Raw genomic sequence first — 24,398 nt, forward strand, 5'->3', positions numbered from 1 at the left:
GGGCAGACTGCGGCTACCGCACGGACCAGAATCGGCGAAAAGCGAGCTAAAACTAAAGGCCAGGTGAGGCCAGATGGCCGCGGTAGCGGGGAAAATCACACTGTGTTTTACGGGATAATGTTGTTGTTGAACCGGAAGAGATTGGCTGGGTCGTAAGTTGCCTTGAGTGCGCTCAATCTTTTGTACGTGTCGGCCGCGAAAGCGGACCGCACCTGGTCCGCGCCGGTCGGGCCGAACATGAAGTTCATCGCATGACCGCTGGCAAACGGTGCCAGAGCAGCGAAAACACCGTCGAGCAGGGCGCGGCTGCCGGGATCGGACACGAGCCGCAGGAAGTACCTGGCGTCGCGGTGACCAATGGCGTTGGGCGCGGAGCCGGCGATCGCGCCACCGAGATGGTTCAGCTGCACGACGGCCGACGCCTTGCCAGCCAGCTCCAGGAGTGCCTGCATCGCTGACTTGTTCAGGCCATTGAGGAAAATCCCGGTGCCGTAATATTCGTGAGGTTGTGGCGGGTCGGTGAAAATGCTGCTGGCCTGGGTAAAGGGCAGGGCGTCGAGGGTGTCCATCAGCATCGGCCCGATCTCCCGCAGCGGAGCGACCAGCCGCTCGGTGGTGGCCTTGTCCGCGATCGAGGCAATCCGGATCTGGGCCACCTCGCGACCACGGACCGGCTCGGGAATCATCGGCAGGTCAGGAAAAAGGCACCACTGCGGCCGACGACGTGATCTCGTTGGGGACGGTGCTCGTCCATTGGTCGTACGCCTGGAAGACCTCGGTCGCGATGCTGGCGTCGAACGAGAGCGTGCCACCGAAAAGGTGACTGACCGGCACCAGCTCGATCTCCATCCCCGTCACACCACACCGAAATTGTTGCCGCCACCGAGCAGCGCCCAGAAGAGGTCGCTCCCGGCGCTGACCTGACGCATCTCGCCATCGGCCGTGACCACCTCGAGGGTGCGTACGTGATCGGCGGCGAGACCGTACGAGCGGACCAGCACGCCAATGCCGCCGCCCAGCGTGTACGACACCGCACCGACGCTCGGCGAACTGCCGGACAGCGGGGCCAGCCCGTGCTCGGCGGCCGCGTCCACCACGGCCTTCCACCGCACCCCGGCCTCGATCCACGCGGTCCCGGCCGCCGGGTCGATCCGGAAGCCGGACATCCGGTGGGTGGTGATGAGAAGCGCGTCCTGGGCGGGGGCGGTCAGGCCGTGCCCGGTCGCTTGGACGGCGATCGGCAGGTCTCTCGCGGCGGCGAAACGAATGGCGGTGCGTACGTCCGAGGCGCTGGTCGCTCCCACGATCACGGCCGGCCGGTGCTGGCCGGCGAGCTGGAAACCGGAACGCTCGGTGTCGTAGCCGGCGTCGCCGGGGACGAAGACCGGGCCTTCGACCAGCACTGACAAGGTATTCACGAGACTGTCCTTTCGGATCGGTTACGTGTTCCAGCCTGGCGCCACTCCAGTCATACGTCCAAGAGCTAGTTCGTCTGCCAACTATCATGTTTGGTTATGGAACTCCGGCAGCTGGAATATCTCGTGGCAGTGGTCGAGGAGGCGAACTTCACCCGAGCGGCGGCCCGCCTGCATGTGGCCCAACCGGGGGTGAGCGCACAGATCAAGCAGCTCGAACGAGAACTCGGCGAGCCGCTGCTGGACCGGTCCGGTCGCCAGGTGCGACCGACCGCGGTCGGCGCCGCGGTGCTGCCGTACGCACGTGCCGCCCTGGCCGCGGTCGCCGGCGTACGGCTGGCCGTCGATGAGCTGACCGGGCTGGTACGCGGCCGGGTGACCGTCGGCACGGTCGCGCCGCTGGTGGCGCCGGTGCTGGATCTGCCAGGGCTGCTGGCCGGGTTTTATCGGCAGCATCCGGACGTGGAGATCAGCCTGTCCGAAGCGAACGCGGTCCAGCTGATCGATGAGCTGCGAACCGGGCAGATCGACCTGGCCTTCATCGCGATGGGCGACGCGACTCCGCCCGGACTCGCGGCCCACGACGTGGTGGACGAGGAGATTGTCGCGGCGGTCCGGCACGGCGACCCGCTGGCCGGCCGGGCCAGCGTGCCGCTGGCCGGTCTGCGGGACCGGGCGCTGATCTGCCTTCCGCGCGGCACGGGCGTACGTACGATCATCGAGGAGGCGTGCGCGACCGCCGGGTTCCGCCCACATGTCGCCTTCGAGGCCAGCATTCCGCCGGTGCTTGCGCAGTTGGCCGCGCACGGGCTCGGGGTGGCCCTGCTGCCGGCGTCCGCGGCCGTTTCCCGGCCGGACGAGTTGCACACCCTGAAAGTGACGCGGCCGACGATGCGCGGCCGGATCGTGCTGGCGTGGACGGCCGACGGTCCGACCAGTCCAGCTGCCCGCGCCCTGCTGGCGTACGCGCGCAGCTATCTCCCGGCGCCGGCCGAGGTCTCAGCGTCGTCAGGATCCAGCTGAACGCGGTGCAGCATGTCGTCGAGAATCTCGTTGGACTCCAGCACCGCGAGGTCGGGGTCGCGTCCTTGATGGCGGCGACGAGCGCCGCATGGTGCACATACTCGATGTCGAGATTCGACTCCAGGGCGGTCGCCACGCTCGCGCGGATGACGTCGGTGAGGCCTAGGTGCAGCTCGGAGAGCAGCGAGTTGTGCGAGCAGCGGACGACCGCGAGGTGGAACTGGGTGTCCGACTCGGTGGCGTCCTCCCAGCGTCGATCGCTCATCGCCGCGTCCCGGCTGTCCAGCAGGGTCGCCAGCTCGGTCGCCTCGGCGTCAGTACGCTGCGTCGCGGCCAGTCGAGCGCCCTCCACCTCCAGGATCCGACGGACCTGGACGACCTCTCGCAGTTGCGTGCCGTAGAGGCGGCGCAGCGCCCCGGAGATCTCGCTGGTGGCGCGTACGAACGTGCCGTTGCCCTGGCGCACGTCCAGCAGGCCGGCATGGGAGAGCGCGCGGACGGCCTCCCGGATGGTGTTGCGGCCGACTCCGAGCGCGGCGACCAGCTCCGGCTCCGGCGGGATCCGCTCGTCCACCGGCCAGCCGCCGGAGACGATCGCCTGCCGCATCTGCTCGATGACCTGGTCCACCAAGCCGGTCCGGCGGGTAGTGGCCAAAGGCACAGTCGCATCCTCTCCCGCCAAACATCCCATGTTTGGCACCTTTGCGGCGGTGACAGACACCCCGGTATGCACCGCGTTGCCCATTGTGGGCTTCACGTTCGCCGCTGCCAACCTCCGGTCTCCCGTCCCCAGCCGGATGCTCGACAGGGGCGAGCAAGCCGGACTGGCCCAAGTGCCTCCTAGCAGGGCTGATGCGACGCGGTCTGGCCGGGTGCGCGCTCACCGTGTAAGGAGACAGGGTGCGCATCGACACGCTCTTCACGAACGGCAGATTCCGTACGCTCGACCCGTCCCGCCCGACGGCGACCAGGCTGGGGGTGGTCGCGGGCCGGGTCCTCGGGTTCGACGAAGAGCTGGACGGCGTCGTACCGGCCACCGTCGTCGACTTGGCCGGCGCGCCGCCGGTGGTGCCCGGCTTCAACGACGCCCATCAGCACCTGTCGATGCGCGGCGCGCGGCTCACCGAGCTGGACCTTCGGGACACCGTGACCGGCAGTCTGGACGCGCTCTACGCGAAGGTGGCCGAGCGGGCCGCCACGCTGCCCGCCGGCGCCTGGATCCGCGGCTCCGGCTACGACCAGAACAAGATCGGCGCGCACCCGACCCGGTCCGCCCTGGACGCGGTGGCCGCCGGGCATCCGGTCTGGCTGGCGCACACCTCCGCGCACATGGGCGTGGTGAACACCGCCGGTTTGGCCGCGATGGGCTTCGAGCCGGGATCGGTGCCCGATGTCGCTGGCGGCACTGTCGTACGCGATGACCAGGGGCTTTCCACTGGACTCCTGACCGAGCAGGCCCAGGGGCTGGTCTACGCGGTGCTCCGGCCAGCTCCCTTCGAGGATTTCGTGGCGGCGATCGGCGCCGGCAGCAGGGTAGCCGCCGCGGAGGGCGTCACCAGCTTCACCGAGCCCGGCGTCGGTTTGGGCCGGGTGGCCGGCAACGGTACGGCCGACGTGGCAGCCTTCCAGGTGGCCCGCCAGCGGGGGCTGCTGCGCCAGCGCGCCACCCTGATGCCGGTCTCCGGTGTGCGCTGCACCCGGCCGGCGCCTTCGAGCCAGGCCACGACTGGTTCGGCCTCGATCTCGGTCTGCGGTCCGGCTTCGGCGACGAGTGGCTCCGGCTGGGACCGGTGAAGGTGTTCTCGGACGGCTCGCTGCTTGGCCGTACGGCCGCGATGCACGAGCCGTTCGAGAGCGAACCCGGCAATGTTGGATTCTTCCAGGATGCACAGGACGACCTGCGGGAATTCATTCTCGCAGCGCACTCGTACGGCTGGCAGGTCGCTACCCACGCGATCGGCGACCGGGCGGTCGGGTTCGTCCTGGACACGTACGAGCAAGCCCAGCGCGCTGCTGCCGCGCCCGGACGCCCGGCACCGGATCGAGCACGCCGGCGTCACCACCGACGAGGACCTGGCCCGGATGGTCGCGCTCGGGGTGATCCCGGTCCCGCAAGGCCGGTTCGTGGGCGAGATTGGCGACGGCATGCTCGCGGCTCTCGGGCCGGCCCGCGCCCGGCACTGCTACCGGCTGCGGTCGTTCCTGGACGCCGGCATCACGTTGCCGGGTAGCTCCGACAGCCCGGTCGTGGACGGTTCGCCGCTGCGCGGCATCCACGACATGGTGAACCGGCGGACCGACAGCGGCGTCCCGTTCGTACCAGCGGAGGCGCTGACCGCCGAACAGGCCCTGCGCGCTTACACACACGGCTCGGCGTACGCGGTCCATGAGGAGCGGGTCAAGGGCACGTTGAGCCGCGGTAAGTTGGCCGACTTCGTCGTCCTGTCCGACGACCTGCTGGCGGTGCCGGCCACCCGGATCCGGGACCTCGGCGTCGGCGCGACCGTCGTCGGGGGCGAGGTCATCTACGACGCCAGTGCCTGAACCGCGGCCGGCGGGACAGCGGCCCGGCAGAATGGGGTCATGTCTCTGACCGGCCGCGCGCGTGGTGGTGACCGCTGAGCGGCGCCGCGAGGAACTCGCCGGGCTGCTGGAGCGGCGCGGTGCCATCGTGTCCGTCACCCCAACGATCCACACCACGAGCTTGGCCGATGATGGTGAGCTGCGGGCGGCCACCGAGCGCTGCGTGGCCGGTGAGCTGGACGATCTGGTGGTGATGACCGGCATCGGGTTTCGTGGCTGGCTGGACGCGGCGGCTGGCTGGGACCTGCGAGAGCGGCTGATCGCGGCGCTCGGGTCGGTGCGCATCCTCGCCCGCGGCCCGAAGGCGAAGGGCGCCATTCGCGGCGCTGGCCTGCATGAGACGTACGCGGCCTCCTCGGAAGCCTCCGAGGAGCTGCTCACGCACCTGCTGGCGGAGCCACTGGACGACCGCCGGATCGGCGTCCAGCTCCATGGCGACCGGATGCCCACCTTTACCGCGAGACTGGCCGAAGCGGGGCGCCTCGATCGTCGAGGTGCCGGTGTACCAGTGGCATCCGCCGACCGACCTCGCGGCGGTCGATGGCCTGGTGGACCGGATCGTCGCCGGTGAGGTGGACGTCGTGACGTTCACCAGCGCACCGGCCGCGGCCTACTTGCTGGAAGCGGCCGGCGAGCGGCGGGACGACCTGGTGAAGGCCTTCCACGAACGGGTGGTGGCGGCCTGCGTGGGACCGATCACCGCGGCTCCGTTGACGGCGCTGGGAGTGCCGACTGTGCAGCCAGAGCGCGGTCGTCTCGGTGCTCTCGTACGCACCCTCGAAGAGCACTTCGCGTGACACTGGTCGCGGTCGCGCATGGCAGCCGCGATCCGCGGGCCGCCGAAAGCACCGCGGCGCTGATCCGGGAGGTACGAGCGCAGCGTCCGGCCGCCGACGTACGGCACGCGTTCCTGGAGCTGGCCGAGCCGTTGCTCGGCGAAGTCCTCAGCCACCTGACCGAGCCGGCGGTGGTGGTCCCGCTGTTGCTCTCCGGCGGCTACCACGTGCATGTCGATCTCCCCGCCACTGCTCGCGAGCACCGATTGGGCACCGCGCTCGGGCCGGATCAGCTGCTCGTGGAGGCACTGGTGGACCGGCTCGCCGAAGCCGGCTGGCGGCCGGGCGACGCGGTGGTGCTGGCGGCCGCGGGCTCCAGAGACCAGCGAGCGGTCGCAGACAGCGTCGCGATGGGCCAACTCGTGTCCGATGCGCTGGGCACGGACGTGACGACCAGCTTTGTCTCGGCCGCGGAGCCCACCATCACCGAGGCGGTGCGCGGGTACGGCCGCCGGCCAGTGGCGGTCGCCACGTATCTGCTCGCGCCCGGGTTCTTCGCGGACCAGGTGATCGCGGCCAGCGAGGGTTTGCCCTGCTCAGCACCCCTGGGCGCGCATCCGGCAGTGGCCCGGCTGGTCTGGAAACGGTACGACGAGGCTCGTGGATGCGCCGCGGCGACAAGTTAACCTCAGTGCATGATTCTTGGTCGGCGATCGCCGTTCCCACCGTGCCCGGATCTGGGGGCGGCCGCTGCGGCTCTATGACACGGCGAGCGACGGGGTGCGCCCCACCGCCCCGAATGGGGGGCCGCCCGGATGTATGTCTGCGGCATCACGCCGTACGACGCGACCCACCTCGGGCACGCGGCGACCTACCTGACCTTCGACCTCGTCAACCGGCTCTGGCGGGACGCCGGCCACCCGGTCGCGTACGTGCAGAACGTCACCGACGTCGACGACCCGCTGCTGGAGCGGGCGCAGCGGGACGGCACCGACTGGGTGGTGCTCGCGATGGCGCAGACCGCGCTGTTCCGCGAGGACATGGAGATGCTCCGGGTGCTGCCGCCGGACCATTTCGTCGGGGCCGTCGAGGCGATCCCGGAGATCGCTGAGTCGGTGGAGAAACTGCTGGCCGACGGTGCCGCGTACACGCTGACCGACGGCACCGGCGACGTGTATTTCGACGTCACCAGGGCGCCCCGGTTCGGGTCGGAGTCCCGCTATGACCGGGCCACCATGCTGCGATATTTCGGCGAGCGCGGGGGAGACCCGGGCCGGGTTGGCAAGCGCAACGAGCTCGACCCGCTGCTCTGGCGGGGCGCCCGGGACAATGAGCCACACTGGCCGTCCCAGCTGGGTGACGGCCGGCCCGGTTGGCACATCGAATGCGCCGCCATCGCACTGCGCTACCTGGGCGGTCCCGCGATCGACGTACAGGGCGGCGGCTCGGATCTGCGGTTCCCGCACCACGAGATGTCCGCCGCGCACGCCGAGGTGTTGACCGGCCAATGGCCTTTCGCGCGGCACTACGTGCACGCCGGGATGATCGGCCTGGACGGCGAGAAGATGTCCAAGTCGAAGGGCAACCTGGTCTTCGTGTCACGGCTGCGGGGCGATGGGGTCGACCCGATGGCCATCCGGCTGGGCCTGATCTCCGATCACTACCGGACGGACCGCTCGTGGACCGCGGACACCCTCCAGCAGGCCGAACGCCGGCTGGCTCGCTGGCGTACGGCGGTGGCGCGGGACGCCGGCGCGCCCGCCGGACCGGTGATCGAGCGGCTCCGCGAGCGGCTGTCCGACGACCTCGACACCCCGGCCGCCCTGGCCGCCCTCGACCGCTGGGCGGACGAGTCGCTGACCGCCGCCGGCGATGACCCCGGCCGCGCCAGCCGCGGTCGCCACCGCCGTCGACGCTCTGCTCGGCATCAGGTTGACTGGCTGACCGTCACGGCTTGATGGTGATGCCGGAGATCCGGGTGCCGGGCGGCAGGTCGTGCAACTGCTCGTGGATCTGGCCGAGGAAGTCCAGCAGGACCTCCAGGGAGACCGCCTCCAGGTTGTCGACGTCGAACCCGCCGCCCAGCACCGGCGAGACCCGGAACCCGTAGACCTCGTCGTGTCCCAGCACAATGCCGGCCTCGTACGCGGCCATCGCGAGACCCGCGAGCAGGTAACGGTCGGCGCCTTCGGGAGTGTCCACCTCGGCCTTGAGCGCGGCCGCGCTGTCCCACCCCAGGGAGAACGTGCCTTCGAGGATGTCCAGCACCCAGATGCCGTCGTCGGCCCGGAAGAACACGTCCCCGAACAGCGACGTGAACAGCGGCTCGCGATCACCTATTCCGACCCAGGCCCATGCTTCCAGAGCACGGGCGAGCACTTCAGCGGGGAAAACCTTGGTCAGATCCACCCGACCCATCTAACTGCCTGCCTGTACGGGCACCCGCCAGGGCCTCGCCCCCCGCGAATGTAACGAAACGCCTCGGTTTCGTTACATTCGCGGGGTGGTCGCCGTCAGGCGGACATGCCTGACTCTGTCCAGCGGCGTAGGACCTGCACCTGTTCCTTGCTCCAGGCTCCGTCGCAGGGCATCGATCCACGGCCCAACTGATCCAGGATCGCCACTCCGTGCTCCTTGACGTCGTCGTACGACCAAAGGTCGAAAGCGAACCTCATCGACTCCCGGTCGCGGGACCGGGAAGAGCGGTTTGATGTGGGTCTGGAAGCTGACCGTCTCGTCATCGCCGGGCAGTACGACCTCAGGAGTCTCCTCGATGGGCGCGAGCGCTGAGGCACGGAACCGCGGCTCCGCGTTGCACACCCACCACCAGCGCGGCATCGGCATGTTGGGTGGTGGATGCGCCTCGGACTGGGAGTTCTCGAAAGCGATCCGGGAACCCCATTCCAAGTACGCCACGAAGGCGGCCCGGAACTCCGCGTCCGCCGGCAGGCCGGCATCCTCGGCGCTTTGCGAAATGAGCTGGACCCACCGGGCGCGTTGTGGTGCGGTCAGGTTTTTCCCCACATGCTGCGAAATCATCCGGGAATAGCCGCCGTGTTCGGTGCTGTAGAACTTGGGTCCGCCGAAGACCTCACCGAGCCATTCGGCGACCCGTTCCGGATGATCGGCCGCCATATTGGCGAAAATCGGTCCCACCAGTGGATCGGACGGCACGTACTTCTCGTAGAAGATCCGGGTCATCCGCAGCAATGCCGGATATCCGCCGGCCCACTGGAAAAGGGAGACCTCGGCGGCTGGATCGATGACCGGATCGTGGAATCCGACGTAATAATGCATTCCCGAGCAGAACGGTTTGTTCTGCGAATGGCCGCAACGGCAGAGGCTGTAGTGCTCCCGGGACACTCCGGTGTTGCGCGGTACGTCGACGCCCTCGTCGTCGACCAGGGGTGTGCCGCCGACGATCCGGTACGGGCCGTCCTCGGTCACCGTGATCGCCGGTTTTCGGGGCTGATCCACCTGTTCCCGAGCTTCCCGGCCGTCGATGGCGAAGCTCAATGCGCCGGACGGGCAGTCTCGTACGGCCCGAACGATCTCGTCCATTCGGCCGCCGCTCGGGGTCACGAAAGGTTCGCCGCCGGCATGAAAAACTCCGGCAAGCCGATCGGTGCAGAGCCCGGAATGCGCGCAGATTCCTCGATTGTCGAAGACCGTGACCTGCTGCCCGACGTACGTGTCGCGCTGGTTCGGCACCCGCTTGGGATCCTTGGTGTCCTGGAAGTCGACGGTGGCGTGCGTACCGTCGCAGTACGGCTTGTCCGCCGACTGGCCGCACCGGCACAGCGCCATCAGCGGGCGGACCGGGAGCGGCTCGCCGAGATGGTTCACCACTTTCTCGGCCGCACTGACCAAATATGGTCCCTTGTGGACGAGTTGGATGCCGGCTGGCCGAGCGGACTGCGCGGCCGCGAGCTCCGGCAGCCGCTCTGGCGGCACCATCGCCTGCAGGGCCGCGGCCGCCTCGACGATCGCGGTCGGCGCTCCCGGCTCAGCCGCCGCCGCGGTAGCGGCCTGCGCGAGTTCCCACATGCCCGCCTCTGGACTGGTGTAGGTCACTTCGTCAGTGGCATCGGTTTCCCCCAGCGGACGAATCACCCGGGTCCGGAGCCGCTCCGGCGCGTCCGGAATGGCCTCGATGGGATGTTTCTCAAGATATTGCAGCAGGCTGAGGGCGGCCCGCGCGATGTCGATCGACAACTTCTCTGGCATCTGACACTCCTGCGCTTTCTTGGCTTCGTCGCACCGTAAAGTACTTTAACGTGCAGGCAAATCAGTTTGGCGAAGAAAACGCGTTCGCCCAGAGCGATCACGTCGACCGGGTGCTGGCCCAGTGGGCGCGGCAGTGGCCGGAGCTGGACACCAGCCCGGTGGCGGTGATCGCCCGAGTCGGACGGGTGCGGGAGTTTTTCGACCGCGGCATGGAAGAGCTGTTTGCCCAGCACGGCCTCACCCGACAGGCATGGGACGTGCTGGCCTGCGTCCGCCGGGCCGGCAGCCCGTACGAGCTGACGCCCTCGGAACTGAGCGCCGCCCTGATGCGTACGTCCGGAGCGGTGACGCACACGCTGCAGCGGCTCGAGTACGACGGGCTGATCGAGCGGGTGGCCAGCGAGACCGACCTGCGCAGCCTGCTCGTACGACTGAGCCCGGCCGGAAAAGCGCTGGTGGATGAGGTCGCGCCGAGGCATGTGGCCAACGAGAAGCGGATGCTTGCCGCGCTCACGGACGACGAACAGACGGCCTTCGCCGACATGCTTCGCCGACTGCTCCTGTCGTTCGAGGAGGCCGACTCGGCTGTCCGGCAACGTCGTCGATGATCTTAAGGAGCCGGGTTGGTGGCGAGTACGCACGCGACCGGCGGGTTGAGGTCAAGCGTTTCGACCCGGAGGTGGGTGAAACCAGCCTGGGTGAGCAGGTTCTGAAGCTCCTGGCTGGCTCGGACTGTGGCGTCGCGGGTGGCGCCGGGACAGCGAGGCTGGCTGACGAGCGCGATCCGTCCGCCCGGTCGGAGCAGCCGGCGCAGCTCGCGAAGTCGCTCCACCGGGTCGGGCCAGAATCCGACGGAGTTGACGGCGAGGATGACATCGAGCGGATCGCTGAAGGCCGGCACCTGCTCCACGGAGGCTTGCGTGAGGTGTACGCGGTTGGCGCGTAGGGCGGCGGAGTTGCGCCGGCCGGCGTGCCGAACCATGGCTTGCGAGTGGTCGATGCCGAAAACGTGACCTTCGGTGGCGCGGCCGGCGAACGCGGCGATGGCGATGCCGGGACCGAAGCCGATTTCAAGGACCCGGTCGGTCGGCCGTACGTCCAGCAACGACACCGCCCAGAGGTTGCGTCGCCGGTTGGAGGGGCGAAGAGCGAACATCCAGCCGTTCGCCCACCCGACGATGCCCCGGGGATGATGGGCCTGGCGTACCAAATATCTGATCGCGCGTTGCTTCAGAGCTGTCCTTGTGGTTGGCATGATCGCCAGTCAAGGACTTCAAGTACGCTTGAAGTCAATGAGTGACCAGCTGACGATCGGTGAGCTGGCGCGCCGTACCGGCGTCGCCACGTCCGCTCTGCGCTATTGGGAGGAGCTGGGCCTGTTGCCGGCGCCGGCCCGGGTCTCGGGCCAACGCCGTTATCCGTCATCGGCGGTGGGGCTGGTCAGGGTGGTTTTGGCGCTCCGCATGTGTCGGCTTCACCTTGCGGGAAATCGAGGGGTTCATCGCGTCTCGCTCACTGGTCGGCGAGGGTTGGCGGGAGCTGTACGAGCGCAAGCTCGGCGAGCTGGATCAACGGATCGCCCAGGCTCAGGTGGCCCGTACGGCGATCGCCCACGGGTTGGCCTGCCCGCACACGGACGTCCTCGAGTGCGCCAACTTCGCCGGCGGAGTCGCGGCGCTCCTCGCGGGATCTTCTCTCGAAGAGGCTCATGCGCGGATCCATTCGCACTGACCTCAGCGCTCCGCCTGTCATGCAAGCGCCGGCGATCGGACGAGGCTGTCGTTCACTGCCCGAGAGTGCGGTAGCGCAGGTGTACGACACCGTTTCGGAATCGGCGCTCATCGAGGAGCTCAAAGTCGGTGCGCATGCCGGTCGGCAGCCCTGGCTTGCCGCCGCCGACGACAACAGGCAAAACGAACAGCTGGCACTCGTCGACCAGCCCGGCCTTGAAAGCCTGCGTCGCGAGGTCGGCACCTCCGATGGTGAGATCGCTGCTGGCCGTGGCCTTCAGCTCAGCCACCGCGGCGGGGTCGAAACGGCGTTCGATTCGGGTGTCGGCTGTTGACACCTCGGCGAGCCTCGTGGAGAACACGACCTTGCTCGCCGCCTGCCAGGCACTCGAGAAGTCGGCCATGAGGTCGGACTGCGCGGCCAGCGCGGCGTCGGTCTCCCAGACGGCCATTGCCTCGTACAGGCGCCGCCCGTAGAGAAACGTGCCCACGGACCGCAGGAGGTCGGTGTGGAACGCGAATACCTCGTCGTCCATGGGGAACCAGTCGAACGCGCCGCGTTCGTCCTCGATGTAGCCGTCAAGCGACACATTCGTCGCGTAAATCAGCTTTGCCATGCCTCTACCTCTCGATGATTAGCAGTAACAGCCTGGCGTCCAGCTTGGTGAACGCCTGGCGCCAGCCCTCCTCGCTGGGGCGCGCCAGATGTTCGGGGAGCCACTGGCGGATCTCCAGTCGCGTCCGTCCGTCTGCCTCGTCGTGGAACTCGACCCGCAGTCTCGTCTCGAACGGCTCGACGCCCTCCTGGAGCCGGCCCTTGACGTGCATGACGCCTTCGAGTAGTTCGCCGTCGGCGACGTCGGTGAGGTCGACGTGGATGTGCACGCGAAGCTCGGGTTGGGCCGCGTTGACCTCCGTCCACCGTTGGAAGCCACCGGGGCGTACGTCGAACTCGATCTCGTCGCGCGGCAGTGAGTTGCCGATCGGGCCCCACCACGCCGCCAAGTGGTCGGGGTCGGTGAAGGCTCGGTAGACGAGTTCCCGCGGCGCGTCGAACACACGCGAGATGACGAGCTGCGGAGTTTCCGTTTCATTCGTGCTCCCTGGGGTCGTCGACCAGCCGGTCCGTTGCCCGTGCGGCGGCCTGCACCGCAGCGAGGTGGGCATCGAGGCGGGTGAGGGACGAGTCCCAGAACCGCCGGTAGCGCTCGATCCAGTCGGCCGCCTCGCGTAGCGGGGCAGCCTCGAGGCGGCTCGCGCGCCACTTGCCCGACCGCGAACGCGAGATGAGCGCGCGGCGCGCTCGAGCACTTTCAGGTGCCGTGACACCGCCGGCATCGAGATCGACAGAGGAGCGGTGAGCTCGGTGACCGTGGCGTCGCGTGCGGCCAACTCGGCGATGATCGCCCGTCGAGTCGGGTCGGACAGCGCCGAGAACACCGCACTGAGCTGATCGGTGCCAGCCATCGCAAGCCCCTTCACTTAACCAACGTGTTAAGCGTATGGAAACCCGAGTGCCGTTGTCAACGGATGAGCCGCCATCCGGACCGACCCCGTCACCTAAACTCAGAGTGATGGACACCGATGCGGCGGACAACCTGCGAGCCGCGCTCGTCGATGACCTGTGGTCGTCAGCTGGCCTTCCCACCTTCGGCCCGGGTACGAGGTCTTTCAGGTCGACTGACGAGCCTCATTTCGCGCAGCGCGCGGCGGTGATGGCGTCCGGCGCGAGGACAGTGAGCAGCGAACCGCCGGCCGCCAGGGGTACCAGCGACCACCAGTCGCCAGACACCGCCTCGACCGGATCGTTTTCTCCACAGCGAAACTCGGTGACCAGCACCCGGCGGCCGGCGACGACGGCCACGCTCGCGTCCAAGACCGGATCGCCGAGCGCGATCTCCTGATGCAGCATCGGCTGGCCGTCCCGACGGACCCGGAGGCTGGTGTCGAGGCGGCCGGAGGCCTCGCCGGCGCGGCCCAGCACCACCGTGTCCGCGAGCCGCAGCCGGGCGTCCCCGGCCAGGTCGGCGACAACCTCGGCCTGGTGGTGCGCCCGAGCCGTCACCACGGTCGGTTCCGGCTGATAGTCGAGCTCGCCGCCGGCTTCGACCTGCAGGCGGAGCCTCGTACGGCTGCACCCTGCGTGCTGCCCAGGCAACGCGACGCTTTGCCGCACCCCCACGTATCCGTAGCCGGGCGCCGGGCCCGACCCGCACAGTCACGGTCAGGTCGTCGCCGCCCAGCGGTGCGGCGCCGGAACCGACCAGATGGACGACGGCCGCTCCAGATTCCGGCCGGCGGCGGGGGAGCAGCGTGATCGGGGCGGCCGACCGCAGGGTGCGCAGGATCGTACGACCGGAAGCATCCAGCTCCGCGTGCACGTACGCCTCGGCCTTCACCCTCTTCGGACCGCCAGTTGCCCGCTGACCCATGCATACACGTCGTCGGCCCCAGGGGTGCGTACGAGCGACTGCGCGATCACCGGGAGCTCGCCGCGCATCCGATGGGCGTCCGAAGTCATCACGTCCAGGTCCGCTCCGACCAGCGGCGCGAGGTCGGTTTTGTTGATGACCAACAGATCCGCGGTGGTCACGCCCGGGCCACCCTTGCGTGGCACCTTGTCACCGCCGGCCACGTCGACGACGAAGATCTGGCTGTCCACCAGCCCCCGGCTGAACACCGCCGTCAGGTTGTCGCCGCCGCTCTCGATCAGGATCAGCCGCAGGCCCGGGAAATGTCGCTCGAGCCGGTCCACCGCGTCCAGGTTCGCGGTGATGTCGTCCCTGATCGCCGTGTGCGGACAGCAGCCGGTCTGCACGGCCTCGATCCGGTCCACCTCCAGAACGCCGGCCCGGCGCAGAAAATCCGCGTCCTCAGTCGTGTAGATGTCGTTCGTCACCACGGCGAGTTCCACCGAGTCGCCGAGCGCCCGGCAGAGCGCCGCCACCAGCGCGGTCTTGCCGCTGCCTACCGGGCCGCCGATGCCGATCCGGTAGGCGCGGCCTCCCGTCGGGCTGGCGTCGTGATGGTCGTGATCGGCCACCGTGGGGTCGAAGTTGATCGGATGGGTGTGGTCAGCTGGCAAAAAGACGCACCTCCGCGCGGTGATGCCGGTGCTGGGCCTCGGCCAGCAGGTCGAGGCCGGGCCCGCCCGGAGCCGGCAGGTCGCCGGGCGCCATGGTCCGGTTTTTTGGCCGCAGTCACCGCGATTTCCTGGATGCGTGGGGAAAGCGCGACCACCGTCGCGTTGACCGCGAACGGATCCAGGCCAAGCAGTCGTACGGCCGCGCTGGCCGGCCCGCTGACCGCCAGGTAAGCGGCCGCGAGGGCGGCGTCTTGTGGCTCGGCGCCGGCGATCCCAGCCAGCGCGCCCAGCACGATCGGGTGATGTGGTTCGGGGGTCGCGGCCAACAGTGCCTCCAGGATCGGCGACGGCCAACCGGCCCGGCCGGCGCGTACGGTCGCACGGCCCTGCGCTCTGGAAGCGGCCCGCTGGGCCGGTGATGGCGTACGCGCATCGTACTCGCCGTCGAGTTCCAGCCATCTGTCCACTGTGGACAAGGCGTCGGATGTTGCCACCGCGGCGAAAGTCGCAGCCAGCGCACCCGCGGTGGCCAGCCGGCCGGTCAGAAATCCGGCAAGGTCTTCGACCGTACGAACCAATCCTCGGGCGGCCGCTTCTTCCAGGCCGCCGGAATGGACGTGTCCGCCACCCGGAAAGCGGGAGTCGGCCAGCACAAGCGCGCGGTCACGTCCATTGTGGACACTCAGAACAGGAAGTAGCGCTGCGCCATCGGCAGCTCGTCGGCCGGCATCGGCTCCACCAGCTCGCCGTCGATGTGGACGGCGAAACTGTCCGGGTCCACGCGTACGTCCGGGCGGGCGTCGTTGAGCACCATGTCCGCCTTGCCGCAGGCCCTGGTGTTCGCCACCGCGACCACCGGGCTGGCGAGTTCGTACCGCTCGGCCACCTTCGCCTCGACCGCCTCCGGCGCGACGAAGTGCAGGCTGCTCGCGGCCGCGACTTTTGGTGCAGCACCGTACATCGGGCGAGCGAAGACCGGCTGCGGAGTCGGAATGGAGGCGTTCGCGTCGCCCATGGCCGCGTACGCGATGAAGCCGCCTTTGAGGACCACGTGCGGCCGGATGCCAAAGAACTTCGGCTCCCACAGGACGAGGTCGGCGAGCTTGCCGACCTCAACGGACCCGATCTCGGCGTCGATGCCGTGCGCGATCGCCGGGTTGTTGGTGTATTTGGCGACATAGCGACGAGCCCGCAGATTGTCGGCCGCGCCATCGCCCGGCAACGACCCGCGACGGCGTTTCATCGCGTGCGCGGTCTGCCACGTACGAATGATCACCTCACCGATCCGGCCCATCGCCTGTGAATCCGAACTGATCATGGAGATCGCGCCGAGGTCGTGCAGGATGTCCTCGGCCGCGATGGTGGTCGGCCGGATCCGGCTCTCGGCGAAGGCCAGGTCCTCTGGAACCGACGGGTTCAGATGGTGGCAGACGATCAGCATGTCCAGATGTTCGTCGATCGTGTTCACCGTGTGCGGCCGGGTCGGGTTCGTCGACGACGGCAGGATATTTGGCAGTGACACCACCGAAATGATGTCCGGCGCGTGCCCGCCGCCGGCGCCTTCGGTGTGGTACGCGTTGATGGACCGGCCGCCGATCGCGTCCACAGTGGACTCGACGAAACCGGCCTCGTTCAAGGTGTCGGTGTGGATGGCGACCGACCTGTACGTACGCCCGACTCGTCCGCCACCGTCAGACAGGCGTCGATCGCGGCCGGCGTGGTGCCCCAGTCCTCGTGCAGCTTGAAACCGCCGGCACCGGCCCGCAACTGCTCCCGCAAAGCGTCCTTGCGGACGGTGTTTCCCTTGCCCAGCAACAGGACATTGACCGGCTGGTCGTCCATCGCGGCCAGCATCCGGCGCAAGTTCCACGCGCCCGGCGTGACAGTGGTCGCCTTCGTACCCTCCGCCGGCCCGGTGCCGCCGCCGATCAGCGTCGTCAGGCCGGCGGCCAGCGCGGTGTCGGTCAGCTGCGGACAAATGAAGTGCACGTGGCAGTCGATGCCGCCGGCGGTGAGGATCTTTCCGTTGCCAGCCAGCACTTCGGTGCTCGGACCGATCACCAACGCCGGATCGACGCCGTCCATGATGTCCGGGTTCCCGGCCTTCCCGATCCCGACGATCCGGCCGTCCCTTACCCCGATGTCGGCCTTCACCACGCCCCCCAATGATCGAGGATGACCGCACCAGTGATCACCAGGTCAGGCGCGCCCTCGGCGCGGGTCGCCAGGCCCTGGCCCATCGACTCGCGGATCACCTTGCCGCCTCCGAACAGCACCTCGTCGCCGGACCCGGCCAGGCCCTGGCTCGCGTCCCGGGTGACCTCGATCAGCAGGTTCGTGTCGGCCAGCCGGATGCGGTCTCCGGTGGTCGGCCCGAACAGCTCGGCATAGCGGTCCCGGCTGATCGTCATCGGCCCTCGTCCAGGTCGGCTATCGCGTTTACTTGCAGCCCGGGCACCTGACGCGCACCGGTGAACGGTACGAGCCGTACCTCACGTTCGATGCCCGGCTCGAACCGTACGGACGTGCCGGCCGGCACATCCAGCCGATGCCCCCAGGCCGCTTCACGGTCGAAATCCAGCGCGCTGTTGGTCACCGCGAAGTGAAAGTGCGACCCGACCTGCACCGGCCGGTCGCCGCGGTTCACCACCTCGAGCGTCGTCACCCGCTGCCGGCCCGGGTTCAGCTCGACCGGCGCCTCGCCGGTCAGGACCTCGCCGGGGATCACGGGATCGGGTTGTGCACGGTCACCAGCTTCGTCCCGTCCACGAACGTCGCCTCCACCTGCACCGCGTCGATCATCTCCGGAACCCCGTCCATGACCTCGCGCCTACTCAGCACGGTCCGGCCGGACTCCACCAGCTCGACGACCGTACGGCCATCCCCGGGCGCCCTCCAGCACGTGATCGGTGATGAGCGCCACGGCTTCCGGGTAGTTCAGCGTCAGCCCACGCTCGTACCGCTTCCTGGCCACGTCCGCGGCCAGGTGAATGAGCAGCTTGTCGCGCTCCTGCGGGCTCAAATGCACTGAACAGTCCTATCACCAGGTCGTTTCGGCAGGGTTACGCACCTCACGCCGGGGCGTACGACCAACCGCTCCAGGTCCGCACCTGAGCGGCGATCAGCGGTCCGGCCGGCGGGTGCTCCACGTACTGCTCGTAACTTCGCCTGCAGGAGCGCCAGGACGTCGGCGGCGACCTCATCCCGTACGACCGCACGACAGTCGGCCCGCGCCCACCACAGTCGAGTCCAGTCGTCCTCGTACACGTCCACCAGGAAAGACACCTGATCATTGGCGGCGATGTTGGCCAGCCGGCGCAGCGAACGAGTCGACTTGGGCTTGTGATCGACCGTCACATAAATGAGGTCAGTGGGGGAGACCGCGAACGTCACTGGTACGACCAACGGCCGCCCGCCGGCGTCGACAGTGGCCAGCCTGGCGACCCTCGCGGCGGTGAAGCGGTGCCGGGACTCGGCGGCGGTCAGGCGCATTCGCCCACCGTAGGCGCCCTGCGGCGGGGACCGCGCCGGTGCCGGCGGTAGGCTGGGCACGTGGTCGGCAACTCGGTCTTCACCGTGCCCAACCTGCTTAGTTTCATCCGGCTGCTCGGCATCCCGTTTTTTCCTCTATCTGGTGCTGGTTCCCAGCGAGCATCAGGTGACGGACCTGATTGCTATTGGCGTCCTGGTGGCGAGCGGGATCTCGGACTATCTGGACGGCTATCTGGCCAGGAAGTGGAACCAGGTCAGCCGGATCGGGCAGCTCCTCGATCCGCTGGCGGACGCGCTCTACATCATCTCCACGGTGTTCGCGCTCACCTACCGGGAGATCATCCCGCTCTGGCTGGCGATCCTGCTGGTGGCCCGGGAGGGACTGCTCTTCCCGCTGCTGCCGGTGCTGCGCCACCATGGGTACGGCGTGCTGCCGGTGCACTTCCTCGGCAAGGCCGCCACCTTCGTGCTGATGTACGGCTTCCCGCTGCTGCTGTTGTCCGCCCAGCCTGGTGCCGCCGGCGCGGTGGCCGGCCCGATAGCGTGGGCGTTCACGATCTGGGGGGCGTGCCTCTACTACTGGGCTTTCGGCCTCTACGTGGTGCAGACGGTGACGGTGGTCCGGCAGGCCAGGAGGGTGCACGGGTGATGGCGGGGCCGACCGGGAACCGCGCGGCGGAAGTGGCCGTGGACGCGGGAGCGTTTCTCGCCGGGCGCCGCGATGCTCACCGACCTGCTCAACAACCACCTCGACGGCGGCTATTCGGCGGCCGCGAGGCGTCGCGCCGAGGTAGGCCCACCGACTGGTGCGCAGCTCAAACCGGCGCCGGGCGGCCAGCGTGCTGGCCGCGATCGTCGTCGGGTTGGTGCTGGTCACCGCGTACAACGAGACGGTGGCGAACGCGCCGCAGACGACTCGTACGCGACAGGGCCTGCTCAGCGACATCCGCCAGGGCACCGCCTCCACCCAGCAGCTCGACCGGCAGGCCCAGGCGTTGCGCCAGCAGGTCAGCGCGGACCGCAGCTCCCGGCTGTCCACCGACAACACGGGCGCCGCGGTGGCCGCGCGGCTCAAACAGCTCGAGTTGACGACCGGCCTGGCCGCCGCGACGGGGCCGGGCGTGATCGTCAGCGTCGCCGACGGCCCGACACCGAAGAACCCGACGCCTGGCGCGCCGACGCTGTGGCGGGTGCAGGACACCGACCTGCAGGGCGTGGTAAACGCGCTCTGGGCACTCGGAGCCGAAGCGATCTCGGTGAACGGGGAGCGACTGTCGCCGTTGTCCACCATCCGATCCGCGGGCGGCGCGATCCTGGTCGACTTCGAGCCGGTCAGCAGTCCGTACGAGGTGAAGGCCATCGGTGACCCGAAAGCACTGCCGACGGCGTACGCGCAGAGCCTGTCGGCGGTGCAGCTGCGGGCGTACAACAAGGACTACGGCATCAAGCTGACGATCACCGCGGCGGATTCGATGGCGCTGCCGGCCGCCGCCACCCCGAACCTGCGGTTCGCCAAGCCGCCGGGCAGCACCCTGAGCGGGCCAGCGAGCCCTCAACCCAGCGACGCCAGCTCCGGGTCTGGTACCAGTGAGACCACTGGGACTCCGAAGCCGCATCCGAGCAAGCCCGTAGGCTCCCGGTCAGGAGGTGGCGACAGGTGATTGCCGCGATTGGTCTGGTGATCGGCATCGTGCTCGGGGTGGTTCTGCATCCCACCGTGCCGGCGCCGCTCCAGCCGTACTTGCCGATCGCGGTGGTGGCCGCGCTGGACGCGGTCTTCGGCGGCATCCGGGCCCGGCTGGACGGCATCTTCGACGACAAGGTCTTCGTGGTGTCCTTCGTGTCGAATGTGCTGGTCGCGGCGCTCATCGTCTACCTCGGCGACAAGCTCGGGGTGGGCGGCCAGCTCTCCACTGGCGTGGTGGTCGTGCTGGGGATCCGCATCTTCGGCAACGCGGCGGCGATCCGCCGGCACCTGTTCCGGGCGTGAGGACACCGCGACGATGACCGACCCCGCATCCGGCACCCCAGAGCCCGGGAAAGCAGACGGGACCGCTGTCCCCGACAAGCCCGTCGCGCCCGACGAACCCACCATGCGGATCGACCTGCCCACCAGCAGCCATCTCAGCGGCTATCACGAGGCACGGCCGGAGCTGCCGCGGGAATCCGTCGATCCAGACCTGACCGAGCGCATCGACCTGCCGGCCGCGGCGCAGGTGTCACCGGCCAGGCCTACGGCCGCCCCGGTCTCGCCGGCGAGCACCGCGGAGCGTACGACGACCGACAGCGATCTCACCGAGCGGATCGCGCTGCCTGTCGACGCTGCGCAAACAGCCACCGAAACAGCCGCAGAGCCTGCGAAAGAGGAATCCCAGCCGGCGGCCAGTACGCAGACAGTGGCGCCTACCGACGAGCCGACCGAGCTGTTGGACGCGCCCAAGCGGGCCGGCGCGCCCGCGTCCGCGAGAGAGCGGCTCAGCCGGTTGCGGCGATCACGCGCGGGTGCCGTCATCGGCGTGCTGGCCGCCTTGCTCGGCTTCGGCATCGTCGTACAGGCCCACAGCACCGAGACCAACACCGCGCTGCCGGCCGCCCGCCAGGAGGACCTGGTGCGGATCCTGGACGACCTGGACGCCCAGCAGGACCGGCTGCGTGGCGAGATCGGACAACTGCAGACCACCCGTACGCAGCTGTCGTCCGGCACGGCCGGCAGCGACGCGGCGCTGGCCGAGGCCCGCCGGCGCACCCAGACCCTGGGCCTGCTGGCCGGAACCGTCCCGGCCACCGGCCCTGGCCTGCTCATCACCATCACCGATCCGCGCGGCCTACTGTCCGCCGAGGTGGTCCTAGACGCGGTCGAAGAGCTGCGCGGCGCCGGGGCTGAGGCAATGCAGATCAACGGCACCGGAGGCCAGTCCGTACGGATCGTGGTGTCGACGTACTTCCTGAACGGCCAGGGCACCATCAACGTGTCCGGAAAGACCCTGTCCGCGCCGTACCAACTGCTGGTGATCGGCGACTCGGCCACCCTGGACGCGGCCCTGCGGATCCCCGGTGGGGTGGTCGACACGGTGACCCAGCAGGGTGCGAAGATCGCCATCGAGCAGCGCGGGTCGGTTACCGTCTCCGCGTTGCGGCCCGCCACCAGCCCTCAGTACGCTCGCCCAACGTCATATAGGGTCGGCGGCACAAGTCGGCGGCATGACTGGGTGATGGTGCCGGTACGACTGAACTTGATGTGACTTGACTGATGGATCGCTGAGGGGAGCGCGGTGAGCACGTCCGCTGACACGCCGGAAGAACTGCGGTATACGTCCGAGCACGAGTGGGTGGCGGCGAGCGCCGACTGGAAGGTCGGCATCACCGCGTACGCGCAGGATTCGCTGGGTGACATCGTCTTCGTGCAGCTGCCCGAGGTCGGCGCGACTGTGCAGGCCGGTGACTCGATCGGCGAGATCGAGTCCACCAAGAGCGTGTCGGAGCTGTACGCGCCGATCGCCGGCACTGTGGCGGCTCGCAACGACGCACTTGACGAGCAGCCGGAACTGATCAACACCGACCCATACGGGCAGGGCTGGATCCTGCAGATCACCCCGTCCGATCCGGCCGCCGGTGACAGCCTGCTGGACGCGGCCGCGTACCAGCAGCTCATCGAGTCAAAGTGATCCCTGCGTTTGAACCCCGATCGGGGCGATGGCTACGCTCGGTGCCGGTCGGGCCGACCGCGCTGCGTGGTCCCCGGCCACTGGCATAACGCGGTATAACTGCGAAATCGCAGCTGTGGAATTCTGGAAACACGACCGACGCTCGAATCGGGGAGGCGATCGTCTTGACGGGCACCGCTCAGTCGGCTCCGCGGGACGCTTGGCACCGACCGCAGGGTTGGTGACCCGATGAGCGATGACGACAAGCAGGAAGAGGGGCCCGGTGACCGTGAGGGCGATCGTGGCAAGCGACAAGATGGGCCTGGTGACCCGATGAGCGATCGTGCCGAGCGCGACCTTTCCTCGACCCAGATTTTCGGCGCCATCGAGGATGTGCCGGACGCCGAAGCGGTCGAGTCGACCGGTGACCTGGGCGCCCGGCTCGCCGAGCAGTTGCCGCCCGGATCGGCTCTGCTGGTCGTGCGCCGCGGCCCGAACGCGGGCAGCCGCTTCCTTTTGGACACCGACCGTCACGTCGCCACCGCCGGCCGGCATCCGGAGAGCGACATCTTCCTGGATGACGTGACGGTGTCCCGGCGGCACGCCGAGTTCCGGCGCGAGCAGGGCACTTTCAGCGTCCGCGACGTGGGCAGTCTGAACGGGACGTACGTGAACCGTGAGCGGGTCGAGCAGGCCACCCTGGCCAACTCCGACGAGGTGCAGATCGGCAAGTTCCGGCTGATCTTCCTGCTCGGACCGGCGAGCGGGGCGACGGAGGGGATCGGCTAATGAACCGGCCCGGGGCCGCTGCGTCAGCCGCGTCAGCGGACCAGCCCCGGCCGTCGATGAGCATCGGCGAGGTGCTGGAACGGCTTCGCTCGGAGTTCCCCGACATCACCATCTCCAAGCTGCGTTACCTGGAGTCCGAGGGGCTGGTCGAGCCGGAGCGTACGGCCGCCGGCTACCGGAAGTACACGCACGCCGACCTCGCGCGGCTGCGGTACGTGTTGCTGGCCCAGCGCGACTACTACATGCCGCTGAAGGTGATCCGCGAACAGTTGGACGCCCTCGACCGCGGCGAGCAGCCGGCTGGGCCAGGCCCCGGCACGCGGTGGTGCTGCGGGTGCCGCGCGCGTTGTCGGCGGTCGACCAGATGGCGAGGCCGGCCGGCCCGACCCGGGAGCCGGACCCCGGCCGGGACCGGGACGATCAGGCCTGGTCGGCCGCACCTGGGGAGCTGCGGATGTCGCGTACCGAGCTGCGGGAAGCCGCTGGGCTGTCCGAGGAGATGCTCAAGGAGTTGGAGCAGTTCGGGCTGATCTCGGTCCGCAACGGCTACTACGACGACGACACCCTGATGATCGCCCGGACGATCGTGGAGATGACCGGGTACGGCCTGGAGCCCCGGCACCTGCGAGCGTTCGCCACCTCGGCGCAACGCGAGGTGGGCCTGTTCGAACAGGTCGTCAGGCCGATGGGCCAGCAGCGTGGCGCCGAGTCCCGAGGGCGGGCCGAAGAGACTCTTCGCGAGCTTGCGGCGCTGTCCATCCGACTGCACGCGGCGTTGGTCCAGACCGCACTCAGGGCGACCTTCGGACCCTGACCCGATGAGCAGATTTGTCACCGTGGACAAAGCAAAATCTCTGCACAGTGCCGCGGCTGCGGCGGGCCTCGCGCATTCCGCCGCGGCCAACACGTGGTTACGGTACGCATCGGTGCCACAGGCGTGTAGGTTCGAAGATGGCAGCATGATGATGGCCGCCGACGATCGGTGTGCCCAAGAAGGCCTGCGGCCGTACGCGTCAGACGGAGGCGACTGGTGAACGAGTTGCACGTAGTCGGCGTGCGGGTGGAACTTCCGAACAACACGCCGATTCTGCTGCTCAAGGAGACCAGTGGCGAGCGGTATCTGCCGATTTGGATCGGCGCCGTGGAAGCCACCGCGATCGCCTTCGAACAGCAGGGCGTCAAGCTCTCCCGACCGCTGACCCACGACCTGTTGCGCGATGTCCTGGTGGCCCTGGACTCGCCGCTGCAGCGGGTGGAGATCACCGAGGTCAAGGAGAACATCTTCTACGCGGACCTGGTGTTGCGCGACAACATCCGGGTGAGCGCGCGGCCCTCGGATGCGATCGCGCTGGCGCTGCGGGTCAGCGCGCCGATCTCGTGTGCCGCCGAGGTGCTGGACTCGGCCGGGATCATCATCCCGGATGAGCAGGAGGACGAGGTGGAGAAGTTCCGGGAGTTCCTGGACAACATCTCCCCGGATGACTTCGCCGGCTCATAGGGCGTAGTCTCAAAAGCCGCTAATCGGTCACCCTGGACGAGATTCAGGGTGAAGTTGAGGTAGAGACTTCGACACGCCGAGGCCGTGCGTTGACCCGGCGTGTCCCGCCTCATACGGTCAGGGGAGTCGAAGAGCT

At 68.7% G+C, this 24,398-nt stretch carries 27 protein-coding genes and 8 pseudogenes; 19 read left to right on the top strand and 16 right to left on the bottom strand.

Annotated features, from left to right (window positions below; genetic code table 11):
- Positions 1–107 precede the first annotated feature (107 nt).
- From GNX96_RS58875 to GNX96_RS58885, 3 genes are read right to left on the bottom strand one after another with little or no spacing between them, the layout of a single operon-like run.
- Positions 108–686 (bottom strand): BBE domain-containing protein, encoded by a 579-nt coding sequence (locus GNX96_RS58875; RefSeq protein ID WP_279582748.1) that lies wholly within the window; start codon positions 684–686, stop codon positions 108–110.
- A gap of 7 nt (positions 687–693) precedes the next feature.
- Positions 694–849, bottom strand: coding sequence for a hypothetical protein (locus tag GNX96_RS58880; RefSeq protein WP_279582749.1), 156 nt, complete (start codon positions 847–849; stop codon positions 694–696).
- A gap of 5 nt (positions 850–854) precedes the next feature.
- Complete coding sequence (locus GNX96_RS58885; protein WP_279582750.1) at positions 855–1,418, bottom strand: FAD-binding oxidoreductase; 564 nt, start codon at positions 1,416–1,418, stop codon at positions 855–857.
- A 96-nt stretch (positions 1,419–1,514) separates the two neighbouring features.
- Here GNX96_RS58885 and GNX96_RS40055 point away from each other — a divergent pair, with 96 nt between their 5' ends.
- Positions 1,515–2,438: a LysR family transcriptional regulator gene (locus tag GNX96_RS40055; RefSeq protein WP_163572868.1), complete on the top strand. Its 924-nt coding sequence runs from the start codon at positions 1,515–1,517 to the stop codon at positions 2,436–2,438.
- Here GNX96_RS40055 and GNX96_RS40060 read toward each other — a convergent pair.
- Positions 2,390–3,099, bottom strand: a pseudogene (locus GNX96_RS40060) (FadR/GntR family transcriptional regulator). The gene GNX96_RS40055 and the pseudogene GNX96_RS40060 sit on opposite strands and share 49 nt — an antisense overlap.
- A 239-nt stretch (positions 3,100–3,338) precedes the next feature.
- On the opposite strand from GNX96_RS40060, the gene GNX96_RS58890 reads away from it, so the two are divergent.
- The 6 genes and pseudogenes from GNX96_RS58890 to mshC all read left to right on the top strand — a co-directional run bounded on the left by GNX96_RS58890 (position 3,339) and on the right by mshC (position 7,741).
- Positions 3,339–4,232 carry an amidohydrolase family protein gene (locus tag GNX96_RS58890; protein ID WP_279582751.1) on the top strand — a complete coding sequence of 298 codons (894 nt, stop codon included), beginning with the start codon at positions 3,339–3,341 and terminating at the stop codon, positions 4,230–4,232.
- Positions 4,233–4,234: 2 nt separating this feature from the next.
- Positions 4,235–4,982 (top strand): annotated as a pseudogene (locus GNX96_RS58895) (amidohydrolase).
- 67 nt (positions 4,983–5,049) lie between these two features.
- Positions 5,050–5,592, top strand: coding sequence for a uroporphyrinogen-III synthase (locus GNX96_RS40070; protein WP_279582753.1), 543 nt, complete (start codon positions 5,050–5,052; stop codon positions 5,590–5,592).
- A complete protein-coding gene (locus tag GNX96_RS58900; RefSeq protein ID WP_279582773.1) occupies positions 5,522–5,818 on the top strand; it encodes a uroporphyrinogen-III synthase in 297 nt (98 codons plus the stop codon). Before GNX96_RS40070 ends, GNX96_RS58900 begins: the two co-directional genes overlap by 71 nt.
- Entirely contained in the window at positions 5,815–6,483 is a 669-nt protein-coding gene (locus tag GNX96_RS40075; RefSeq protein ID WP_163572869.1) for a sirohydrochlorin chelatase, read from the top strand. The genes GNX96_RS58900 and GNX96_RS40075 overlap by 4 nt, the downstream gene beginning before the upstream one ends.
- Positions 6,462–7,741, top strand: a pseudogene (gene mshC / locus GNX96_RS40080) (cysteine--1-D-myo-inosityl 2-amino-2-deoxy-alpha-D-glucopyranoside ligase). Before GNX96_RS40075 ends, mshC begins: the two are co-directional and overlap by 22 nt.
- A 3-nt stretch (positions 7,742–7,744) precedes the next feature.
- Here the strand turns inward: mshC and GNX96_RS40085 are convergent.
- A complete protein-coding gene (locus GNX96_RS40085) occupies positions 7,745–8,206 on the bottom strand; it encodes a T6SS immunity protein Tdi1 domain-containing protein (RefSeq protein ID WP_163572870.1) in 462 nt (153 codons plus the stop codon).
- An 81-nt stretch (positions 8,207–8,287) separates the two neighbouring features.
- Positions 8,288–10,024, bottom strand: a complete 1,737-nt coding sequence (locus GNX96_RS40090; protein ID WP_279582754.1) for a CDGSH iron-sulfur domain-containing protein — start codon at positions 10,022–10,024, stop codon at positions 8,288–8,290.
- Between the two features lie 50 nt (positions 10,025–10,074).
- Here GNX96_RS40090 and GNX96_RS40095 point away from each other — a divergent pair, with 50 nt between their 5' ends.
- Entirely contained in the window at positions 10,075–10,632 is a 558-nt protein-coding gene (locus GNX96_RS40095) for a MarR family winged helix-turn-helix transcriptional regulator (RefSeq protein WP_163572871.1), read from the top strand.
- Between the two features lie 2 nt (positions 10,633–10,634).
- Here the strand turns inward: GNX96_RS40095 and GNX96_RS40100 are convergent, their stop codons facing one another.
- A complete protein-coding gene (locus tag GNX96_RS40100) occupies positions 10,635–11,279 on the bottom strand; it encodes a class I SAM-dependent methyltransferase (RefSeq protein WP_163572872.1) in 645 nt (214 codons plus the stop codon).
- A 37-nt stretch (positions 11,280–11,316) separates the two neighbouring features.
- Here GNX96_RS40100 and GNX96_RS58905 point away from each other — a divergent pair.
- Positions 11,317–11,430 (top strand): annotated as a pseudogene (locus GNX96_RS58905) (MerR family transcriptional regulator); the annotation flags it as partial.
- 73 nt (positions 11,431–11,503) lie between these two features.
- Entirely contained in the window at positions 11,504–11,755 is a 252-nt protein-coding gene (locus GNX96_RS58910; RefSeq protein WP_279582755.1) for a MerR family transcriptional regulator, read from the top strand.
- Between the two features lie 52 nt (positions 11,756–11,807).
- Here GNX96_RS58910 and GNX96_RS40110 read toward each other — a convergent pair whose 3' ends face one another.
- The 9 genes and pseudogenes from GNX96_RS40110 to GNX96_RS40155 all read right to left on the bottom strand — a co-directional run bounded on the left by GNX96_RS40110 (position 11,808) and on the right by GNX96_RS40155 (position 18,331).
- Complete coding sequence (locus tag GNX96_RS40110; protein WP_163572874.1) at positions 11,808–12,371, bottom strand: dihydrofolate reductase family protein; 564 nt, start codon at positions 12,369–12,371, stop codon at positions 11,808–11,810.
- Positions 12,372–12,375: 4 nt separating this feature from the next.
- The gene (locus GNX96_RS66115) at positions 12,376–13,221 is read right to left on the bottom strand and encodes a metalloregulator ArsR/SmtB family transcription factor (protein WP_390624271.1); all 846 of its coding nucleotides are present in this window, start codon (positions 13,219–13,221) and stop codon (positions 12,376–12,378) included.
- 223 nt (positions 13,222–13,444) lie between these two features.
- On the bottom strand, positions 13,445–13,930 hold the full coding sequence (locus tag GNX96_RS40125) for an urease accessory protein UreD (protein ID WP_279582756.1): 486 nt from the start codon (positions 13,928–13,930) through the stop codon (positions 13,445–13,447).
- 219 nt (positions 13,931–14,149) lie between these two features.
- On the bottom strand, positions 14,150–14,839 hold the full coding sequence (gene ureG, locus GNX96_RS40130) for an urease accessory protein UreG (protein WP_163572876.1): 690 nt from the start codon (positions 14,837–14,839) through the stop codon (positions 14,150–14,152).
- Positions 14,722–15,492 carry an urease accessory protein UreF gene (locus GNX96_RS40135; protein WP_279582758.1) on the bottom strand — a complete coding sequence of 257 codons (771 nt, stop codon included), beginning with the start codon at positions 15,490–15,492 and terminating at the stop codon, positions 14,722–14,724. Before GNX96_RS40135 ends, ureG begins: the two co-directional genes overlap by 118 nt.
- Before the next feature lie 29 nt (positions 15,493–15,521).
- Positions 15,522–17,250 (bottom strand): annotated as a pseudogene (locus GNX96_RS40140) (urease subunit alpha).
- Positions 17,247–17,567 carry an urease subunit beta gene (locus GNX96_RS40145; RefSeq protein ID WP_163572877.1) on the bottom strand — a complete coding sequence of 107 codons (321 nt, stop codon included), beginning with the start codon at positions 17,565–17,567 and terminating at the stop codon, positions 17,247–17,249. The pseudogene GNX96_RS40140 and the gene GNX96_RS40145 overlap by 4 nt, the downstream one beginning before the upstream one ends.
- A pseudogene (locus tag GNX96_RS40150) lies at positions 17,564–17,867 on the bottom strand (urease subunit gamma). The gene GNX96_RS40145 and the pseudogene GNX96_RS40150 overlap by 4 nt, the downstream one beginning before the upstream one ends.
- Before the next feature lie 43 nt (positions 17,868–17,910).
- Positions 17,911–18,331 (bottom strand): annotated as a pseudogene (locus GNX96_RS40155) (TIGR03668 family PPOX class F420-dependent oxidoreductase).
- 166 nt (positions 18,332–18,497) lie between these two features.
- Between GNX96_RS40155 and GNX96_RS40160 the strand changes: the two are divergent.
- From GNX96_RS40160 to GNX96_RS40195, 9 genes and pseudogenes are all read left to right on the top strand, one after another.
- Positions 18,498–18,980 (top strand): CDP-alcohol phosphatidyltransferase family protein, encoded by a 483-nt coding sequence (locus tag GNX96_RS40160; protein ID WP_390624272.1) that lies wholly within the window; start codon positions 18,498–18,500, stop codon positions 18,978–18,980.
- Positions 18,981–19,137: 157 nt separating this feature from the next.
- A complete protein-coding gene (locus tag GNX96_RS40165) occupies positions 19,138–19,992 on the top strand; it encodes a DUF881 domain-containing protein (RefSeq protein ID WP_163572878.1) in 855 nt (284 codons plus the stop codon).
- Entirely contained in the window at positions 19,989–20,321 is a 333-nt protein-coding gene (locus tag GNX96_RS40170; protein ID WP_163572879.1) for a small basic family protein, read from the top strand. The genes GNX96_RS40165 and GNX96_RS40170 overlap by 4 nt, the downstream gene beginning before the upstream one ends.
- Before the next feature lie 13 nt (positions 20,322–20,334).
- Positions 20,335–21,573 (top strand): DUF881 domain-containing protein, encoded by a 1,239-nt coding sequence (locus tag GNX96_RS40175; protein WP_163572880.1) that lies wholly within the window; start codon positions 20,335–20,337, stop codon positions 21,571–21,573.
- Positions 21,574–21,603: 30 nt separating this feature from the next.
- A complete protein-coding gene (gene gcvH, locus GNX96_RS40180) occupies positions 21,604–21,996 on the top strand; it encodes a glycine cleavage system protein GcvH (protein ID WP_163572881.1) in 393 nt (130 codons plus the stop codon).
- A 312-nt stretch (positions 21,997–22,308) separates the two neighbouring features.
- The gene (locus tag GNX96_RS61790; RefSeq protein ID WP_163572899.1) at positions 22,309–22,764 is read left to right on the top strand and encodes an FHA domain-containing protein; all 456 of its coding nucleotides are present in this window, start codon (positions 22,309–22,311) and stop codon (positions 22,762–22,764) included.
- Positions 22,764–23,066, top strand: a pseudogene (ftsR, locus tag GNX96_RS67475) (transcriptional regulator FtsR); the annotation flags it as partial. The gene GNX96_RS61790 and the pseudogene ftsR, both read left to right, overlap by 1 nt.
- 197 nt (positions 23,067–23,263) lie before the next feature.
- The gene (locus GNX96_RS58920) at positions 23,264–23,578 is read left to right on the top strand and encodes a hypothetical protein (protein WP_279582760.1); all 315 of its coding nucleotides are present in this window, start codon (positions 23,264–23,266) and stop codon (positions 23,576–23,578) included.
- 216 nt (positions 23,579–23,794) lie between these two features.
- A complete protein-coding gene (locus tag GNX96_RS40195; RefSeq protein ID WP_163572882.1) occupies positions 23,795–24,262 on the top strand; it encodes a bifunctional nuclease family protein in 468 nt (155 codons plus the stop codon).
- Positions 24,263–24,398 lie beyond the last annotated feature (136 nt).

This window comes from Fodinicola feengrottensis (genome assembly GCF_010993775.1).
Taxonomy (GTDB): Bacteria; Actinomycetota; Actinomycetes; order Mycobacteriales; family HKI-0501; genus Fodinicola; species Fodinicola feengrottensis.

What these genes read in the sequence shown, in the direction of transcription:
- GNX96_RS66115 (WP_390624271.1), bottom strand. Translation starts at nt 13,221, where the DNA reads ATGGCTGGCACCGATCAGCTCAGTGCGGTGTTCTCGGCGCTGTCCGAC.
- GNX96_RS40175 (WP_163572880.1), top strand. Translation starts at nt 20,335, where the DNA reads ATGACCGACCCCGCATCCGGCACCCCAGAGCCCGGGAAAGCAGACGGG.
- GNX96_RS58880 (WP_279582749.1), bottom strand. Translation starts at nt 849, where the DNA reads ATGGAGATCGAGCTGGTGCCGGTCAGTCACCTTTTCGGTGGCACGCTC.
- GNX96_RS61790 (WP_163572899.1), top strand. Translation starts at nt 22,309, where the DNA reads ATGAGCGATCGTGCCGAGCGCGACCTTTCCTCGACCCAGATTTTCGGC.
- GNX96_RS40100 (WP_163572872.1), bottom strand. Translation starts at nt 11,279, where the DNA reads ATGCCAACCACAAGGACAGCTCTGAAGCAACGCGCGATCAGATATTTG.
- GNX96_RS58875 (WP_279582748.1), bottom strand. Translation starts at nt 686, where the DNA reads ATGATTCCCGAGCCGGTCCGTGGTCGCGAGGTGGCCCAGATCCGGATT.
- GNX96_RS40055 (WP_163572868.1), top strand. Translation starts at nt 1,515, where the DNA reads ATGGAACTCCGGCAGCTGGAATATCTCGTGGCAGTGGTCGAGGAGGCG.
- GNX96_RS40090 (WP_279582754.1), bottom strand. Translation starts at nt 10,024, where the DNA reads ATGCCAGAGAAGTTGTCGATCGACATCGCGCGGGCCGCCCTCAGCCTG.
- GNX96_RS58920 (WP_279582760.1), top strand. Translation starts at nt 23,264, where the DNA reads ATGCTCAAGGAGTTGGAGCAGTTCGGGCTGATCTCGGTCCGCAACGGC.
- GNX96_RS40110 (WP_163572874.1), bottom strand. Translation starts at nt 12,371, where the DNA reads ATGGCAAAGCTGATTTACGCGACGAATGTGTCGCTTGACGGCTACATC.